At 74.9% G+C, this 15,467-nt stretch carries 13 protein-coding genes; 8 read left to right on the top strand and 5 right to left on the bottom strand.

Going from position 1 to position 15,467, the window contains the following annotated elements:
- Positions 1-6: 6 nt before the first annotated feature.
- Positions 7-663 (bottom strand): HAD family hydrolase, encoded by a 657-nt coding sequence (locus IEY94_RS14170; protein ID WP_189170612.1) that lies wholly within the window; start codon positions 661-663, stop codon positions 7-9.
- Positions 664-786: 123 nt separating this feature from the next.
- Between IEY94_RS14170 and IEY94_RS14165 the strand changes: the two genes are divergently transcribed.
- Complete coding sequence (locus tag IEY94_RS14165) at positions 787-2,625, top strand: Xaa-Pro dipeptidyl-peptidase (protein ID WP_189170611.1); 1,839 nt, start codon at positions 787-789, stop codon at positions 2,623-2,625.
- 316 nt (positions 2,626-2,941) lie between these two features.
- The gene (locus tag IEY94_RS14160) at positions 2,942-3,205 is read left to right on the top strand and encodes a GlsB/YeaQ/YmgE family stress response membrane protein (protein ID WP_189170610.1); all 264 of its coding nucleotides are present in this window, start codon (positions 2,942-2,944) and stop codon (positions 3,203-3,205) included.
- Positions 3,206-3,358: 153 nt separating this feature from the next.
- Here IEY94_RS14160 and IEY94_RS14155 read toward each other — a convergent pair whose 3' ends face one another.
- Positions 3,359-3,538, bottom strand: a complete 180-nt coding sequence (locus tag IEY94_RS14155) for a hypothetical protein (RefSeq protein WP_189170609.1) — start codon at positions 3,536-3,538, stop codon at positions 3,359-3,361.
- Between the two features lie 232 nt (positions 3,539-3,770).
- Here IEY94_RS14155 and IEY94_RS14150 point away from each other — a divergent pair, with 232 nt between their 5' ends.
- Together IEY94_RS14150 and IEY94_RS14145 are read left to right on the top strand one after the other, a co-directional pair.
- Positions 3,771-4,910 (top strand): PP2C family protein-serine/threonine phosphatase, encoded by a 1,140-nt coding sequence (locus IEY94_RS14150; RefSeq protein WP_229783845.1) that lies wholly within the window; start codon positions 3,771-3,773, stop codon positions 4,908-4,910.
- Positions 4,911-5,007: 97 nt separating this feature from the next.
- Entirely contained in the window at positions 5,008-5,187 is a 180-nt protein-coding gene (locus IEY94_RS14145; RefSeq protein ID WP_189170607.1) for a CsbD family protein, read from the top strand.
- 179 nt (positions 5,188-5,366) lie between these two features.
- On the opposite strand, the gene IEY94_RS14140 is transcribed toward IEY94_RS14145, so the two are convergent.
- Entirely contained in the window at positions 5,367-5,822 is a 456-nt protein-coding gene (locus tag IEY94_RS14140) for a MarR family transcriptional regulator (protein WP_189170606.1), read from the bottom strand.
- A gap of 75 nt (positions 5,823-5,897) precedes the next feature.
- On the opposite strand from IEY94_RS14140, the gene IEY94_RS14135 reads away from it, so the two are divergent.
- The 3 genes from IEY94_RS14135 to IEY94_RS14125 are packed head-to-tail and all read left to right on the top strand — an operon-like array spanning position 5,898 to position 9,120.
- Positions 5,898-7,088 (top strand): PP2C family protein-serine/threonine phosphatase, encoded by a 1,191-nt coding sequence (locus tag IEY94_RS14135; RefSeq protein ID WP_189170605.1) that lies wholly within the window; start codon positions 5,898-5,900, stop codon positions 7,086-7,088.
- The gene (locus IEY94_RS14130) at positions 7,073-8,668 is read left to right on the top strand and encodes a sensor histidine kinase (protein WP_189170604.1); all 1,596 of its coding nucleotides are present in this window, start codon (positions 7,073-7,075) and stop codon (positions 8,666-8,668) included. Before IEY94_RS14135 ends, IEY94_RS14130 begins: the two co-directional genes overlap by 16 nt.
- Positions 8,665-9,120: a response regulator gene (locus tag IEY94_RS14125; RefSeq protein ID WP_189170603.1), complete on the top strand. Its 456-nt coding sequence runs from the start codon at positions 8,665-8,667 to the stop codon at positions 9,118-9,120. The genes IEY94_RS14130 and IEY94_RS14125 overlap by 4 nt, the downstream gene beginning before the upstream one ends.
- A gap of 87 nt (positions 9,121-9,207) precedes the next feature.
- Here the strand turns inward: IEY94_RS14125 and IEY94_RS14120 are convergent, their stop codons facing one another.
- Positions 9,208-10,008 carry an RNA polymerase sigma factor SigF gene (locus tag IEY94_RS14120; protein WP_189170602.1) on the bottom strand — a complete coding sequence of 267 codons (801 nt, stop codon included), beginning with the start codon at positions 10,006-10,008 and terminating at the stop codon, positions 9,208-9,210.
- Positions 10,009-10,829: 821 nt separating this feature from the next.
- On the opposite strand from IEY94_RS14120, the gene IEY94_RS14115 reads away from it, so the two are divergent.
- Positions 10,830-12,386, top strand: a complete 1,557-nt coding sequence (locus IEY94_RS14115) for an FG-GAP-like repeat-containing protein (protein WP_189170601.1) — start codon at positions 10,830-10,832, stop codon at positions 12,384-12,386.
- Positions 12,387-12,440: 54 nt separating this feature from the next.
- Here IEY94_RS14115 and IEY94_RS14110 read toward each other — a convergent pair whose 3' ends face one another.
- On the bottom strand, positions 12,441-15,425 hold the full coding sequence (locus tag IEY94_RS14110; RefSeq protein ID WP_229783843.1) for a glycine--tRNA ligase: 2,985 nt from the start codon (positions 15,423-15,425) through the stop codon (positions 12,441-12,443).
- Between the last annotated feature and the right edge of the window lie 42 nt (positions 15,426-15,467).

Genomic DNA, 15,467 nt, shown 5'->3' with positions numbered 1-15,467 from the left:
GGCGGTTCAGGCGGAGTGGATGAGGGCCAGCCAGTCGGTGATCACCGGGTCGGTCAGCGACGGTACCCGGGTGTCCGCGTCGAATTCCTGGTCCGGCAGGGACGGCACCGCCACCACGTACATTCCCGCCGCCCTGGCGGCCCGGGCCCCCGTCGGCGAGTCCTCGAACGCCACCGCCCGCCCCGGCGCTACGCCCAGCCGCGCGCACGCCGCCGCGTACACGTCCGGCGCCGGCTTCGGCCGCGGTACGTCCGCCGCCGTCACCACCGGCAGGTCGGCCAGGCCGATCGCGGCCAGGGTCAGCTCGACCAGCGGGCGGGGGCTGTTGCTGGCGACGGCGACCGGCAGCCGGGCCGCGCACGCCCGGGCCAGCGCGACCGCGCCGGGCATCGGGTGGGCGCCGCGGCGGATCTCGTCGGCGACGCGGCTGAGCAGGGTGTCGGCGATGCGCTCGGCGTGGCCCGGGTGGCCGAGCATGGCGGCGATGCGGGCGGCGGCCGCGCGGTACTCGGTGCCGATCAGCTCGGCCTGCTCGGCGCGGCCGTAGCGGCGGCCGTACTCGGCGAAGATCGAGTCCTCGGCGCGGAACCAGCAGGGCTCGGTGTCCGCCAGCAGGCCGTCGCAGTCGAGCACCACGCCGTCGACGCGGGACCAGTCGATCACCCGACCACCGTACCGGTCCCCCGCCACCGCCGGCCGTCGATCGACCGATCTCGACGCCGTCGCTATAGTGCGCGCCGATGTGGCCGCTGGCCCGCGCCGCGGGCCCCCCGGGGAGGGCTGTCGATGTCTTCTGTTCGTTCGCTGGTGGCGGTGCTGTGCGCCGCCGCCCTGTGCGCGCCCGCGCTGCCCGCCGCGGCCGCGGCGCCGGCGCCGCGCGGCACGGAACCCACCTATGAGTACAAAGACGCTATTCGGGAGCAACTGACCGTCGAGACGCCGGTGGACTCCGACGCCGACGGCGTGCGGGACCGGGTGGCGGTGCGGGTCATCCGGCCGCGGACCGCGCCGGGGGTCCGGGTGCCGGTGATCTTCCAGCCGAGCCCGTACTACGCCGGGCTGCTGGACATCCCGAACCACGACGACATCGACCGCGGCGCCGGCGACCCGGCCGGGCCGCCGGCGCGCGAGCGGCGGGACGAGACGATCTTGTTCGGCGGGTACCTGGACAACTACTTCGTGCCGCGCGGGTACGCCGTGGTCTTCGCCGACAGCCTCGGCACCGGCGGCTCGACCGGCTGCCCGACCTCGGGCGGGCGCAACGAGACCGTCGGGATGCGGTCGGTGATCGACTGGCTCAACGGGCGGGCGAAGGGCGCCGCCCCGGACGGCTCGCCGGCCAGCGCGGCGTGGAGCACCGGCCGGACCGGCATGATCGGCGTCTCGTACAACGGGACGCTGCCCAACGCCGTCGCCGCCACCGGCGTCGAGGGGCTGGCCACGATCGTGCCGATCGCGGCGATCTCCAACTGGTACGACTACTACCGCTCCGGCGGCGGCGTGGTCGCGCCCGGCGGCTTCCTCGGCGAGGACGCGGACATCCTGGCCAGGGCGGTGCTGACCCGCAAGCAGCCCGAGAAGTGCGCGGCGGTGATCGCGGACCTGACCCGGCGGCAGGACCGGCGGACCGGGGACGTCAACGCGTTCTGGCACGACCGGGACTACGTCCGGTTCGCCGGCAACGTGAGGGCCAGCGTGCTGCTGGTGCACGGGCTGAACGACTGGAACGTGCGGGTCGGGCAGGTCGGCCCGTGGTGGGCGGCGCTGGCGGAGCACCGCGTCCCGCGCAAGGTCTGGCTGACCCAGGGCAACCACTCCAGCCCGTTCGACGTGCGGCGGGCGGAGTGGCTGCGGACGCTGCACCGGTGGTTCGACTGCTGGCTGTACGGCATCGACAACGGGATCATGCGGGAGCCGCGTGCCGCGGTCGAGACCCGGCCGGGCACCTGGACCGAGGCCGCGGACTGGCCGGTGCCGGGCGTGCGGCCGGAGGCGCTGCCGCTGGACGGCAGTGGCGGCGCGCTGCGGCTGCCGCCGGGGCAGGCGGCCCGGGCGTTCACCGACGACCCCGGCCGGACCGCGGACAGCCTGGTGGCGACCGAGATCGGCGGCGACCCGGGGCGGTTGCAGTTCCTGTCGGACAGGCTGGCGGCGCCGGTGCGGTACAGCGGGGACGGCAGGGTCCGGGTGCGGGCGCGGTTCACCGGGGCGTCGCCGTTCCTGACGGCGCTGCTGGTCGACTACGGGACCGACACCCGGTTCGCCGGCATCCAGCGGTCGCCGACCGAGCTGGACTGCGTGGCGCCGGGGATCCCGGAGGACCCGGGCTGCTTCGCCCGGGCGTCGTACCGGCTGGCCGAGACGCCGTACAAGATCGTCAGTCGCGGGTGGGTCGACGTGCGCAACCGGCACGGGCTGTGGGCGGACAAGTCGGTGCAGCAGGGCAAGTTCTACGACCTGACGGTGCCGTTGCAGACGCAGGACCACGTGTTCGGCGCGGGGCACCGGGTCGGGCTGGTGCTGATCTCCACCGACCGGGAGCACACGCTGCGGTACCGGGCCGGGACGGTGGTCGAGGTGGACGAGCGGTTCAGCACCGCCCATCTGCCACTGAAGATAGGCTGAAAATAGGTTAGCCTTACCTCGGCAGCCGGGCGGGTGTCGTGCCGCAGCGACATCCGCCCGGCCCGCCGCGCACCGGCCCCGCGCACCGGCCCCGTGCGCCGGGTCGCCACGCACCGGGTCGCCGGCGCCGTTCGCCCGGTTCCGCAGGTGGCCACCCGCACACCGGGGTTTCGGAAGTTGCCCCAAGGGGCACCGTCGCCGTACGTCGAACCCGTCGAGGGTCGACGCCCCGGTGGAGGCACAGCGGATCCCAGGATCCGCCGCCGGGGGAGCGACGTCGGACCCGCAAGGGTCCACCCCCCGAGGAGTGAGGAACATGGGAATTCTGGGTTGGATCATCCTGGGCCTACTGGCCGGTCTGATCGCCAAGGCGCTGGTGCCGGGCAACGACCCCGGCGGCATCCTGGTCACGATCGTGATCGGCGTGGTCGGTGCGCTGCTGGGTGGCTTCCTGGGCTCGGCGATCTTCGGCGTGGACCCGGTCGACGGATTCTTCGACATCAGCACCTGGCTGACGGCCATCGTCGGCGCGATCATCCTGCTCCTGGGCTACCGCGCCATCGCGGGACGCCGGGCCTGACCCGGCACGCACGACAAGGGCACCGGCCGCACCGGTAGGGCGCACGCGGACGGGGTACCGGAACACAGAGGGCGGGCCATGGCCCGCCCTCTGTCGTGCCGCCCCCGGCACCGGACAGCACAGCCCGGGCAGCGAAAGCCGGGGCCGGCAGTCCTACTCCATCCCGGACCAGCCGCGCGGGCTCTCCGGTTCCCGATCGGACCGGTCGCTCAGGATGCGCTCGTCCACGGCGGTCGAGGCGTGCTCCTCGGCGAAGTCGGGCTCGGACTCGACCTCCGGCGGCTGCGGCTGCGGCTCGGCCCGCTCGGCCGGCTCGGTTCGATTGGTGATCATTCACCCTGGGTACCCATCGACCGGGGAGCGGTAAACGCCACAGTGGCCCTGCCGCGCCGCGCGGGCGGACCCGGCACGCGGCGACGGGACCGAATGTTGCACTATGGCAACCGTCATAATGTTGCTGTATGGCAATCGTCGGACGCTTCGAGGAACGGATGCGGGTCATGTGGTGCGGGATCGGATCAAGGCGGGACGGCGGTCGCGCGGTGGGGGCCGCCCGATGCGGCCGATGACGCGGATCTTCGAGGCGATGGCGACCGCGCCGGCGTATGCGCTGGTCGACGTGCTCGCCGACGAGCTACGGGCGGAGCTGGGCGTCACCGCCACCGAGTTGCTGCTGACCGACTACCAGCTCGTCACGCTGCTGCCCGTCCTCGACCCCGGCGGCCCGGCGGCGCCGCTGACCGCCGGTCCGGGCGCGCGCTGCTTCACCCAGCAGCAGCCGGTGGCCGACGGCGGGGACCTGTACCTGCCGGTGACCCTGCGCGGCGACCGGCTCGGCGTGCTGCGGGTCCGGCTCGGCGAGCCCGGCCCCACCGAGGACGACCGGATCGCGCTGGCCGACGTGGCCACCGCGCTCGCCCACCTGCTGCCGGCGGCCGACCTGGCCACCGACCGGTACACGAAGGTGCGCCGCACCCGGCGGCTCACGCTGGCCGCCGAGATGCAGTGGGCGCTGCTGCCCGGCCGGGCGTACACGTCGGCGGAGCTGGACTTCGCCGGCCAGCTCGAACCGGCGTACGCGGTGCGCGGGGACAGCTTCGACTGGTCCCGCGACGCCGACCGGTTCCACGTCACCGTGACCAACGGGATGGGTACCGGGATGGAGGCCGCCACCCTCACCACCGTGGCGATCACCGCCCTGCGCAACGCCCGCCGGGCCGGGCTCGGCCTGGTCGACCAGGCGAGTCTCGCCGACCAGGCGCTGTACAGCCAGTTCCGCGGCGAGCTGCACCTGTCCACGCTCCTGCTGGAGCTGGACGTGACCACCGGCCGGGTGACGTTCATCGACGCGGGCTCGCCCACGGTGCTGCTGCTGCGGGACACCGACTACGAGATGGTGGGGCTGGTCCAGCACCCGCCGATGGGCGCGCAGGACGGCACCGAGTACAGCGCCCAGCACCTCCGGCTCGCCCCCGGCGACCGGCTGATCGTGATCAGCGACGGGGTCAGCGAGCTGATCGGCGGCGACGGCATCCGGTACGCCGAGCGGGCGCTCCGGCAGATCCTGCGCCGCACCCGGCCGATGGCCGCGCTGGACGCCGTGCGGACGGTCGTCGGCGACCTGCTCACCCACCACGGCGCCTCCCCATTGGACGACGACGCCGTCGTCACCTGCCTGGACTGGAACGGCCCGGCGCGGGAGTGACGCGCGTCGCATTCGCGATCATCCCGGTTTCGGATCCGGCCGTTGTGGATAAGTGCGTCGTACGCGACCAACGGCACCGATAACCCGGGAGGCAGTCATGAGCACCGGCGACAAGATCGAGAACAAGGCCGAGGAGCTGAAGGGCGCTGCCAAGGAGAAGCTCGGCAGCGCGACCGGGAACCGGAGCCTGCAGGCCGAGGGCTTGGCCGAGCAGGCTGCGGCGAAGGCCAAGCAGCTCGGCGAGGGGGCGAAGGACGCGCTGCGCGACGAGCGCTGACGCCCGGATCCATCGGGGCGCGGATCACCGGTTGCGGTGCCGCGCCCCGCACCGTGTCCGGACCCCGGTTGCCGTGCCGCCCGCCAAATGTTGCACTATGGCAAGTGTGAACCGGCGTCGATCGCGCACCCGCGCGAACCCGGCCGGGGCACCCGAGGGAGCGGCCGTGGACAGCAGGGTCAGGCGGGGCGCCGGTGGCCGTCCGTCGCGGTGCGCAGCGCCGGGCGGACGGAGACGCCGATGAGCCCGGCCCCGTCGGCCAGGGCGCTGGCCAGCGCCACCCGGCGGTGCTCGCGCAGCCGGTCCAGCAGGCGGCGGCCGTCGGCGGAGACGCTCAGCACGATCTCCCGCCGGTTCTCCTCCCGCGGGTGCCGCTCGATCAGCCCGGTGGCCTCCAGCCGGTCGCAGAGCCGGCTGGTCGAGGACATCACCGTGAACAGCAGCTCGGACAGGCTGCCCAGGTTCAGCTCGCCGTGCCGGTCGATCGCCGTCAGCGCCTGTAGTTGCAGGTGGGACAGGCGCGGCGCGGTGGCCTCGCGGGCCCGGTCGGTGCAGGCCATCACGACGTCGGCCAGCGCGTCCAGGCTGTCGGCGTCGGGCCCGGCCCGGGGCGTCCGACGACCAACTGGCGGCATGGCATGAACCTCTCGTCGGAAGCGGGGCCCGATTCAGTATCCGATAGTAGGCAGTTCACCGCGAGCGATGCCGGGATGCACGAGCTTAATCGCCCGGCGGAGACCGACCGGCTGCGGCTGCTGCTCGTCGAGGACGACGACGGCGACGCGTTCCTGCTGACCGAGTGGATCGCCGACAGCGGCCTGCGCGCGTCCGTCACCGTCGCGAACTGCCTGGCCGACGCCCAGCCGTACTTCCGGGAGCAGCCGGACTGCGTCCTGCTCGACCTGCACCTGCCGGACGGGCGCGGGCTCGCCGGCCTGCCGGCCGTGCTGGCCGCGGCGCCGGGCGTGCCGCTGATCGTCGTCACCGGCCTGCACGACGAGGCCGCCGGCGCCGCCGCGGTCGCCGCCGGGGCGCAGGACTACTTGGTCAAAGGACAAATCGACCCGTCGACGCTGGCCCGGGCGATCCGCTACGCCGTCGAGCGCAAGCGGGCCGAGGTGGCGACCGTACGGCTGCGGGACAGCCAGCGCCGGGCGGCCGAGAACGCCCGGCTGGAGCGCGGCCTGCTCCCCCGCCCGATCGTCCGGGACGCGGCGCTGGCGGTGTCCGTCCGGTACCAGCCGGGGCGGCAGCGGGCGCTGCTCGGCGGCGACTTCTACGACCTGGTGCAGAGCGCGGACGGCGCCGTCCGGGCGCTGATCGGCGACGTCTCCGGGCACGGCCCGGACGAGGCCGCCGTGGGTGCCTGCCTGCGGATCTGCTGGCGGACGGCGGTGCTGGCCGGGCTGTCCGACGCCGAGGCGCTGCCGCTGATCGAGCGGGTGCTGACCGCCGAGCGGCCGTCGCCGCACACGTACGCCACCGTCTGCCTGGTCGGCATCCCGGCCGACCGGTCCGCCGTCGAGGTGCTCAGCGCCGGGCACCCGCCGCCGCTGCTGGTCGGCGCCGGGGCGGCCGCGCTGCGGGTCGACCACCAGCCGCCGATCGGCCTGCTGCGCACGCCGGTCCGCCGCCGGCCGGCGACCCGGCTGCCGCTGCCGCCGGGCGGGGAGCTGCTGCTGTACACCGACGGGCTGATCGACGGCCGGGTGGGTGCGGGCGACGACCGGCTGGGCGTCGACGGGCTGGTGGGTATCGTGGCGCTGCTGCGCCGGCGCGGGACCCCCCGTCCGCTGGTCGACGCGGTGGTCGAGGAGGTCACCGCCGCCGACGGCGGCCGGCTCGCCGACGACCTCGCCCTCGTGCACGTGAAGTGGAGCCCCCGATGCCGTCCGGACTGACCGCCCAGCAGTGGTTCGCGCGGGCCCTGGCGGTCTTCGGCGCGCTGCTGGCCGCCGCGGCCCTGGCCGGGTGGTTCGCGCTCGACCGCACCGGCTCCACCACCCGGGTGCTGGTCGAGGACGTGGCGCTCAGCCGCGCCGCCGCCGGCGAGCTGCGCTCGGCGCTGGTGGACCAGGAGACGGGCGTGCGCGGCTACCTGCTGGCCCGGGACCCGTCGTTCCTCGCGCCGTACGCCGCCGGCCGGCAGCGGGAGGACACCGCGCAGGCGCGGCTGCACGAGTACCTGGCCGCGCACTCCGCGCCGCGGGTCGAGGCCGACCGGGTGGCGAGCGCCGCCGCGGACTGGCGCGCGGCGTACGCCGAGCCGATCACCCGCGGCGGGGCCGCGCCCGCCGCGGCCGTGGGCAAGGCGCGGTTCGACGCCGTCCGGGACGGGCTGGCCGCGCTGGACCGGGAGCTGCTGGAGCTGCGCGAGACGCAGCGGGCGGTGCTCGCCGGCCAGACCCGGTGGCAGACCGGCACGCTGGTCGGGATCGTGGCGCTGGTCGTGCTGGCGGTGCTCGCGCTGTCGTTCGGGCTGCACCGGGGCGTCGTCCGGCCGCTGCGCCGGCTCGGCGAGGACACCCGGCGGGTGGTCGAGGGCGACACGTTCGACCACCGGGTCGCCGCGACCGGGGTCGCCGACCTGCGCCGGCTCGGTACGGACATCGACGCGATGCGGCAGCGGATCGTCGCCGAGCTGACCGCCACCCGGCGGGCCCGCGACGACCTCCAGCGCAGCCGGGACGAGCTGGAGCGCAACCGGGACGAGCTGCAGCGCGGGCGGGACGAGCTGGAGCAGAACACCGTGGAGCTGCGGCGGTCGAACGCCGAGCTGGAGCAGTTCGCGTACGTGGCCTCGCACGACCTGCAGGAGCCGCTGCGCAAGATCACGTCGTTCTGCCAGCTCCTCGAACGGCGGTACAACGACCTGCTGGACGAGCGCGGCCGGCAGTACATCGCGTTCGCCGTGGACGGCGCCTCCCGGCTCCAGGTGCTGATCAACGACCTGCTGCGCTTCTCCCGGGTCGGCCGGATGTACAGCGGCCGGACCTCGGTCGACCTCGCCGACGTGGGCGCGACGGCCGAGCGCAACATCCGGGAGATGCTCGACGAGGCCGGCGGCAGCGTCGCGATCGACCCGCTGCCGACGGTCGTCGGCGACCCGACCCTGCTGACCATGCTGCTCCAGAACCTCATCCACAACGCGGTGAAGTTCGCCAAGCCGGACGTACCGCCGGAGGTGGCCGTGACCTGCGCCCGGGTCGACGACCGGTACGAGCTGGCCGTCACCGACAACGGCATCGGCGTGCCGCCGGAGTTCGCCGACAAGATCTTCGTGATCTTCCAGCGACTGCACACCCGGGACGCCTACCCCGGTACCGGGATCGGGCTCGCGATCTGCAAGAAGGTGGTCGAATACCACGGCGGCCGGATCGCCCTGGACCCGGCGCACACCGACGGCACGCGGATCAGCTTCAGCCTGCCGGTACCGTCCGAGAACACTCCCCCGACGCCCCCGACCGAGGACCGAGGATGACCGAGACCAAGCAGCAGCCCATCGTCGTCCTGCTCGTGGAGGACGACCCCGGCGACGAGATGATGACCCGCGAGGCGTTCGAGGAGAACAAGGTCGCCAACGACCTGCGGGTGGTCCGCGACGGCGAGGAGGCGCTGGACTTCCTGTACCGGCGCGAGCCGTACGCCGACGCGCCCCGGCCGGACCTGATCCTGCTCGACCTGAACCTGCCCAAGTACGACGGCCGGGAGATCCTGGCCCGGCTCAAGGCCGACGAGAACCTCCGGACGATCCCGATCGTCGTGCTGACCACGTCCAAGGCGGAGGAGGACATCGTCCGCAGCTACCGGCTGCACGCCAACGCGTACGTGACGAAGCCGGTGGACTTCGAGCAGTTCATCGACGTGGTACGGCAGATCGACAACTTCTTCGTCGCGGTCGTCAAGCTCCCCGGCCGCGCCCTGAACGGCTGACGGCCCGGCGGTCGCGGGCGGGCGATACGAAGCGACACCCGGTCCGCGGCGGGCGGACCGGGTGTCGCCGGTGGGCGGATGGTTGGCTCAGGCGAGGGCGCCGCGCAGCTTGCCCAGCGCCTTGGTGAGCAGCCGGGACACGTGCATCTGGGAGACGCCGACCTCGGCCGCGATCTGCGACTGGGTCATGTTGCCGTAGAAGCGCAGCAGCACGATCTTCTGCTCGCGCGGGTCGAGCTGGGCGATCGCCGGACCGAGCGAGGCGCGCAGCTCGGCGGCGGCGTAGTCGTCGCTCGGCTCGGGCAGCGTGTCGGCCAGCTCGCCGCCGCCGTCGTCGTGGCCGCCGAGCGGCGTGGACAGCGACACCGCGTTGTACGCGTGCGCCGCCTCCAGCGCCTCGAGCACGTCCTCCTCGTTGACGCTGAGGTGGTCGGCGATGTCGGTGACCGTCGGCGAGCGGCCGAGGCTCTGGGTGAGGGTGGACCGCGCCTCGGCGATGTGCAGCCGCAGCTCCTGGAGCCGGCGGGGGACGCGCACGTCCCACGTACGGTCGCGGAAGTGGCGCTTGATCTCGCCGACGATGGTCGGGATGGCGAACCCGGCGAAGTCGACGCCGCGGGACGGGTCGAACCGGTCCACGGCCTTGATCAGGCCGAGCGTGGCAACCTGGATCAGGTCGTCGGTGTTCTCGCCGCGGTGGGTGAACCGCAGGGCGAGCTTGCGGGCCAGCGGCAGCCACGACTCGATGACCGAGTCGCGCAGCGCCGAACGGGAGGGGTGCTGCGCCGGGAGCGAGGCGAGCAGCGCGAGGCGCTCGCGGGAGACGCTGTCGAACTCGGTCTCGACAGGGGCCGGGCTGCTGGTGCGGGTCGGCACTGTCGTGCTCATCAGTCCTCCTGGATCGAACGCGTGGGGGCTGGGCGCACACTTAACCTATGGCAACCATCCTACAAAAATCCAGCCGTTCATCCGGTTGACTTTGACTAATCGTCAGTATATAGAGCTGGATCGAGTCCGGGGCAAAAACCCGTATTAGTACAGATTCGCGCCGCACCGGAGTGGCACCGATCACGGAGAGTCCACTCCGGAGACCCCACGCCGAGCACCGGGCGCACCCCTGCCGCTGCTGCCGCTACCGCCGCCGCACCGCACCGCACTTCGCACGAACGACGGAGTGACGCCGCCAACACCCGGCGCCCAACGGGTCGCATCCAACGGGTCGGCGCCAGTCGGGGTGGGGGCGGGTGCCCCGGCAGGGGATCAAGCCTGACCGCCCCTGCCGGGGCGCCCGCCCCCACCCCGCAACCCGAACCCACAAGATCAACATATCCGGGGACACCGACAACCCTCTCGAACAGACACCTCACCCCAACGACCGCCGCGAGGCGTCCTCCCGGCCCGGACGGGGTCGGGCTCCGAGAGGAGCTTCTCTCGGCCGGGCGGGGCGGGAGCGGGGCGGCGCTTCCCTCGGCCGGGCGGTTCGGAGGCGGGCGGTGTTTCTCTCGGCCGGGTGGGCCGGGGGCGGTGTTTCTCGTGGTGGAGCGAGTCGGGGCCCGGCGGTGTTTCTCGTGGTCGGCGTGGGGTCGGTGGGGACGGCGGGGTAGAAATCCGATTCCGTCGATGTCCACTTTGTCGGACGGCGAGACAGTAAGGTCGGCGGGGAGCGCGAGACGGCGAGCGGTGTGGGGGCACAGACCGTGGGAGCAGTGGTGCGGCGGATTCGGTACGCGACGATCGCCACCCTGGCGCTGCTGCTGGCGGCGGCGCCCGCCGGCGCGGCCCCGACCGTCCCCGCCGATCCGGCCGCCGGCCCCGGCGCGGCGATCGTCGCGCGGGCCCGGGCCGAGGTCGGCGTGGCCGCCAGCGGGCGCAAGTGCCAGCCGTACGGGCCGCTGTGCACCGACTGGTGCGCGATGTTCGCCACCTGGGTGTGGGAGCAGGCGGGCGTGCCGGACGTACCCCGCGGCGAGTACATGGCCACCGCCCTCGGCGGCTGGGGGCAGGCGCGCGGCCTGTTCAGCGCCCGCCCGCCGGGCACCCGCGGCGGCGGCCCGCTCCCCGGTGACCTGGTCGTCTACGGCGAGCCCGCCCGCGAACTCGGCGGGCATGTCGCGGTCGTCACCGCCGTCCGGCCGGACGGCGTCCTGCGCACCGTCGACGGCAACTACGGCAACGCCGTGGTCGAGCGCGACGTCGACCCGCTGACCGCCCGGGCGGGCGCCAACAACGTGTTGATCTCCGGGTACGTCCACCCGCCGGGCGGGGCCGCGGTCGGGGTGCCGAGCGCGCCCACCGTCGCCCCGGTGCCCGTGGGCCGGGCGCCCGGGCTGGTGGCGATCGACGGGGACGGGCGGCTGTTCGGGTACGAGCGGGCGGCCCGCCGCGGCAGGCCGGCCGTGGCGTGGCGGGACGCGGTCCGGGACTGGTCCACCGCCGCCCGGCTGACCCGCGGCGACGTCGACCGGGACGGCTTCGCCGACCTGATCACCACCCGGACCGACGGCACGCTCACCGTGCACCGGCACGGCGGGCGGGCGGTCCGGGCGGGCGCGGCGCCGTACGGGGACGCCACCTGGTCGATGCCCGGCCAGTGGCAGCAGTTGCGCCAGCTCGCGGCCGGGGACCTCACCGGGGACGGGTACGCCGACCTCGTCGGGGTCGACGGCGCGGGCGGGCTGGTCGGGTTCGTGCACACCGGCGACCCGCGGCAGCCGTTCACCGGGCAGCCGGCCTGGCGCATCGTCGCCCCGGTCGGGGTCCGGCAACTGGTGCTCACCGACCTGGACCGGGACCGGCGGGCGGACCTGGTGATCGCCGCGACGGACGGCTCCCTCCAGGGCTTCCGGAACACCGGCACCGGGCGGGCGCCCACGGCGAACGCCACGACACCGGCCGCCCGGACGGGCCCGACCGGCGCTGCCGCCGCACCGGCGGGCGCCGCGACCCCCGGCGGAGCCGCCGGGCCCGGCGGCCCGGGCGCGCCGGCCGGAGCAACCACGCCAGCCGGCCCGGCCGGGCCGGCAGGGGTGGTCGGGCGGGCGCCGTTCGGGGCCGCGGCCTGGCGGATCGCCGAGCTGCGCTGGGCCGGGCACCGGCAGCTCGCCGGCACCGACGCCGACGGGGACGGGCGCGGGGACCTGATCGCGGTCGCGCCCGGCGGGGACCTCACGGTCTTCCGCAACAACCCGGCCCGGCGCGGGGCGCCGTTCAGCGTGGAGACGTGGCGCGTACCCGGCACCTGGCTGACCAGCCGCGCCCTGTCCTGACCGCCGGCCAGCCGGGCGAGCGCCCCGTACCGGCCGGCGGTGGGAGGCCGGGCGTCAGAGGCGGAGCTGGTCCCAGTCGAGGACGCCCGCGCCCAGGTCCCGGACCGTCGCCAGCAGCCCCAGCCGGGCCGCCCGCAGCGCCGGCTCCTCCGCCATCACGAACACCTCGTCGAAGAACACCCCGATCGGCGCCACCAGCCGCCCGGCGATCTTGCCGAACTCGTCCAGGTCCGGCCGCTCGGGCAGCTCCGACCGGACGTCCGCCAGCGCCGTGTGCAGCGCGCGCTCCGCCGGCTCGACCAGTACGGCCGGGTCGTACCCCGCCGCCACGTCGCCGGGCACGATCCGCCGGCACCGCTGGATCGCCTCGGCCAGCGCGCGGAACCGGTCGCTCTCCACGGCCGCCGCGAGCTGCGCCAGCGCCCGGTCGGCGCGGACCGGCCGGTCGGCGTACGGCAGGACCGCCCGGACCCGGTCGACCGGGTGGCCCTCCTCGGTGAGCGCCTGGGCCAGCCGGGCGGTCAGGTACTCGTCGATGGCGTCGAGAACGGCGTCCGGTACGTCCACCGGCTGCCGCCGGGCCGCGGCCGCCAGCGCCGCGCGCAGGCCGAGCGCCGCGAACGCCGGGCGGCTGCGGTGGACGGCGAGCAGGCCGAGCGCGGCCCGCCGGACGGCGAACGGGTCGCTGCTGCCGGTCGGCAGCCCGACGGTGGCGGCGAGCCCGACGAGCAGGTCGAGCCGGTCGGCCAGGGACAGCAGGGCGCCGGGCAGCGTGGCCGGTACGGCGTCGCCGGCCGCGCGCGGCTGCTCGGCCCCGGACACCGCGTCGGCGACGGCGGCGCTCTCGCCCGCGTGCCGCAGGTAGTCGCCGGCCATCACGCCGGCGAGGCTGGTCAGCTCCGTGACCATCTGCGCGGCGAAGTCGACCTTGACCAGCTCGGCGGCGCGGTCCAGGGTGGCCCGGTCGGCGCCGGCCAGGCCGATCGCGTCGGCCAGCCCGCCGGCCAGGCCGCCGATCCGGGCGGCGCGGTCGGCCATCGAGCCGAGCTTGTCGGTGAAGGTGAGCCGGCGCAGCCGGTCGCGCAGGGCGTCGAGCGGGGTGCCGCGGTCGGCGCGGTAGAAGAAGGCGGCGTCCTCGTACCGCGCGCGCAGCACCGCCTCGTTGCCGGCCCGGACCCGGTCGGCGTCGACCGGGCCGTTGGCGACCGCGACGAAGTACGGCAGCAGCGCCCCGTCGGCGCCGCGCACCGGCAGGTACCGCTGGTGCTTGCGCATCACGGTGGTGAGCACGGCGGCGGGCAGGTCGAGGTACGCCGGGTCGAACGCGCCGAGGATCGGCGTTGGCTGCTCCACCAGGTACGCGACCTGCTCGACCAGGGCGGCCTCGCCGTCGAGGTCGACGGTCCCGCCGACGGTGGCGGCGAGCGCCGCCGCACCGTCGCGGATGGCCCGGCGCCGGGCGTCGGGGTCGACGACGATGCCGGCGGCGGCCAGGGTGCCGGCGTACCCGTCGGCGTCGGCGACCTCGACCGTCGGGGCGGCGGCGGTGCGCAGGACGCGGGTGGTCCGGCCGGCGGCCAGGGTGCCGGCGGTGACGGGTACGACGTGCTCACCCCACAGCGCGAGCAGCCAGCGGATCGGCCGGCTGAACGACAGGTCCGGGTCGGCCCAGCGCATGTTCTTCGCCGACCGCAGCGCGCCGACGGCCCCGCCGAGCACCTCGCCGAGCACCTCGCCGGCGGTCCGGCCGCGCTCCTCCCGCTGGACGACGAGGTGCTCCACCCCGCCGACGTCCGCCCTGGTCAGCTCCTCGACGGCGACGCCCTGCGACCGGGCGAAGCCGGCCGCGGCGGGCGTGGGCTGCCCGTCCCGGAAGGCCGCCGCGACCTTGGGGCCCTTGACCGTGCGGACGTGGTCGGGCTCGCGGGCGGCCACGTCGGCGACGGTCGCGACCAGCCGGCGCGGGGTGGCCCGGACGGCGACCGCGCCGTGCGCGAGCCGGGTCGCGGCGAGCCGCTCGGTGATCTCCCGGCCGAGCCGGTCGGTGGCGGCCCGGGCCTCGGCGGGCGGCAGCTCCTCGGTGCCGACCTCGAAGACCAGGGTCCGGGCCCGGTCGTCGGCCGGCGCCGGGGCCGCGGCGGCGACGCCGGCCGCGGGCGCGGCGGCGAGGCCGAGCGGGTGGCCCAGCTCGGCGCGGCGCTGCACCCACAGCTTCGCCACGTCGCCGGCGAGCCGGCGCATCCGGGCGAACTCGGCCGCCCGCTCCGCGGTCGAGACCGCGCCGCGGGCGTCGAGGACGTTGAAGGCGTGCGAGCACTTCAGGACGTAGCTCTGCGCCGGTACCGGGAGCTTCGCGTCGATCATCCGCTGCGCCTCGGCGGCGTAGGCGTCGAGCAGGGCGCGGTTGGTGTCCACATCGGCGTCGTCGAGGTAGTACCGGGACATCTCGTACTCGGCCTGGCCGAACACCTCGCCGTACGTGATGCCCTCGGCGTACGCGATCTCCTTGAAGTGGGTGACGCCCTGCAGCGCCATGAGGATGCGCTCGATGCCGTACGTGATCTCGACCGACGGCGGGTCGACGTTCAGCCCGCCGGCCTGCTGGAAGTACGTGAACTGGGTGATCTCCAGCCCGTCCAGCCAGACCTCCCAGCCCAGGCCCCAGGCGCCGAGCGCGGGCGAGGTCCAGTTGTCCTCGACGAACCGCACGTCGTGCGCGGCCACGTCGATGCCGAGGGCGGCGAGGCTGCCGAGGTACAGCTCCTGCGCGTCGACCGGCTCCGGCTTGATGATCACCTGGAACTGGGTGTGCGTCTGGATCCGGTTGGGGTTGTCGCCGTACCGGGAGTCGTCCGGGCGGACCGACGGCTCGACGTACGCCACCCGCCACGGCTCGGGGCCGAGGATGCGCAGGAACGTCGCCGGGTTGAGGGTGCCCGCGCCGACCTCCGTGTTCATCGGCTGGACGGTCAGGCAGCCGTGCCCGGCCCAGTACTCCGCGAGCCGCGCCAGGGCCTGCTGCATGGTCAGCATCGACACTCCGTCCGTACGGCCGCCGCGGCCGGGATCCAGGGAAGTCCG

It is taken from the genome of Pilimelia anulata (assembly GCF_014647895.1).
Taxonomy (GTDB): Bacteria; Actinomycetota; Actinomycetes; order Mycobacteriales; family Micromonosporaceae; genus Pilimelia; species Pilimelia anulata.
The sequence above is the reverse complement of the archived record's forward strand: the minus strand, read 5'-3'. Positions and strand labels throughout refer to the sequence as shown.